The 2,370-nt window shown below is 33.0% G+C and carries 3 protein-coding genes; all 3 read left to right on the top strand.

Annotated features, from left to right (window positions below; translation table 11 throughout):
- The first annotated feature begins 146 nt into the window (after positions 1-146).
- Positions 147-725, top strand: a complete 579-nt coding sequence (locus CXF67_RS09315; RefSeq protein ID WP_102088508.1) for a hypothetical protein — start codon at positions 147-149, stop codon at positions 723-725.
- A gap of 178 nt (positions 726-903) precedes the next feature.
- Positions 904-1,530, top strand: a complete 627-nt coding sequence (locus CXF67_RS09310; protein WP_102088507.1) for a hypothetical protein — start codon at positions 904-906, stop codon at positions 1,528-1,530.
- Complete coding sequence (locus CXF67_RS09305) at positions 1,527-2,330, top strand: DUF2971 domain-containing protein (RefSeq protein WP_102088506.1); 804 nt, start codon at positions 1,527-1,529, stop codon at positions 2,328-2,330. Before CXF67_RS09310 ends, CXF67_RS09305 begins: the two co-directional genes overlap by 4 nt.
- Positions 2,331-2,370 lie beyond the last annotated feature (40 nt).

Genomic DNA, 2,370 nt, shown 5'->3' with positions numbered 1-2,370 from the left:
ACGTGTATAATTAATTGCTGGTTCTACTCTACTTACGAAAATCCTCGCGGATTTTCTATTTGTGTTTTATTTTCTAAATTAGGTGCTTAAACACGCCACTAACCATACACAAACCGTTACCAACAAGCTGACCAAAACACTCTGAATTGAAAACCGAACAAACTTACTTAAAAGGAAAATCCGTTTTTATAGTCTCGCTACTTGTAATCGGAATTGCAATTCTGACTGTGTATCTAACTGGAATTAACTTTAACCGAAGTCCGACTTCTAATCTCTATTTGTCTCTTGGAATTATAGCGACTGCTCTTTTTCTGTTTATGACTTATGGACTTTATAAAGGAATTGGACTGATTGACAATTTTCCAAAATTTCGGAATTTTAAAAGAGGAGATATAATGGGAAATGCATCACCAACTTTTGACACACCAAGTGTTTCGGTTGGAGATGGAATTGGAGGGCTGATTTTATCAATTTTATTGTGGATTGGAATGACGATTTTGATAATCATATTACTAATCGTATTGGAAGCAGTTTTTTGGTTTTCGCTTTTCATAATATTAGCAATGTTATATTGGGTGTTTTTCAGAGCATTAAAATTTGTTTTTAATAAATCAAAAGATACAAAAGGGGATATTGGAATTTCAGCAGTTTACTCGCTGACTTATACTCTACTCTATGTTGGTTGGATATTCGGAATCGTTTATCTGACTGAAATAATAAAATAAAGCCAGTTGGTAACACCTTGTATAATTAATTGCTTGGTCACTGCCAACTTACGAACATTCCTGCGGAATATTCTATCTGTGATTTATTTGCTAAATTAGGTGCTTAACCACACAACTAACCATACACAATCACGTTACCCATAATTTAAAATGAACTTCTGACTTAATAAAACAATTGTTGGATGAAAAATTATCTGAATATCAACAATACCATATATGGATACTTATTGGAGCTGTTGTAATTATTGCTACAATACAGTTTTTTATGAATAGACATCTTAAGAGAGATGTTGCACGGTTATCTGCTGATTTAAAAAAAGCGGAAATCAAGTTTTCAAAGTACCATCAGGATCAGGTTGACGCTTATAAACAATTGTACACACATTTTTATGAATTTCGTGCTGCTACACAAAGAATCTTGTATTTTGCTGATAGAGATGCTGACCATCATATACATAAGAAAAGACTACAAGAATATCTAGTCAATCAAAAGCAATTAATGCATTTTTTTAAATCCAATCGAATCCTTTTTCCTGAGGATACTTGCAAAAAAATTGACGACAATTTTACTGTGTTCGCACGATTTACTTCAAAAGTATTTAAGGATAAAGAAGATTTAGAAAATTTCGAAACATACTTTGATGCCAACTTTATGGAGATGTATGGCAATGCAGAAGGAGAAATGGATAAAATTAAACAAAGGGCAAGAAATCTAAGAGAATCTGAAGAATATAAGGAAGCGGGAAAAAAAATGTGGAAATTGATTCAGGAATTGGAAAATGACTTCAGAAAACTAGTTAAATGATTAGAAGATTAACTGAAACTAAGCTTCCACAAACTTTGTATAAATACAGAGATTGGTCAAATAAGTTTCATAGAAAACTAATCTCTAATCAAGAATTATATTTTGCGAAGCCGTCAGATTTCAATGATCCATTTGACGGTAATATACCTGTCAGATGGGATTTGATGACCGAAGAAGACTGTTTCGATAAAAATCTAGAACTTTTAAATACAGTCCATAAAGACAAAGACCAAGAAAAGGTTCGGGAATATGCTTGGAAAGTCACCAAAGACAAAACATTATGGCATCCTGAAAAGTTAAATAAGGAAACCTCAGAACAGATCAATAAATGGGGAACCCTGATTGGTCTTCTTGCATTATCATCTGTCAGAAACAACATCTTAATGTGGTCTCACTATGCAAATAATCATGAAGGATTCACAGTTGGATTGGACGCTAATTCTTTGGCCTCTAAATATGATTTTGACTACATAGAGCCTATTAATTATCAATTGGATTATCCCACCACGGTATCCGGACTAGATGATACAACTGAGCAGTTTCATAAAAAGTCTTTCTACAAATCTGATTTGTGGGAACATGAAAAAGAATGGAGAGTTAGTAAGAATCATATTGAAAAACGAACTGTAAAATTAAATCCAGAAACCATAACCGAAATAATAATCGGTTGCTGCACAAATCCAAAGGAGGAAGCCGATATAGTTAAAATGAGTAAAAAGAAACTTGGCAATCAGATTGAAATTTTCAAAGCAGTAAAAAGTGAAGAGGAATTCAGTCTAATTATGGAAAAGATAAACTAAACGACTTGCTAATCGAGTAGACGGGTGACGACTTAAAAGT

Source organism: Psychroflexus sp. MES1-P1E (assembly GCF_002836055.1).
Taxonomy (GTDB): domain Bacteria; phylum Bacteroidota; class Bacteroidia; order Flavobacteriales; family Flavobacteriaceae; genus Psychroflexus.
This window is presented reverse-complemented; position numbering and strand designations above follow the sequence as displayed.

Excerpts from the sequence above, each read along its gene's own strand:
- CXF67_RS09305 (WP_102088506.1), top strand. The coding sequence starts at position 1,527 with ATGATTAGAAGATTAACTGAAACTAAGCTTCCACAAACTTTGTATAAA.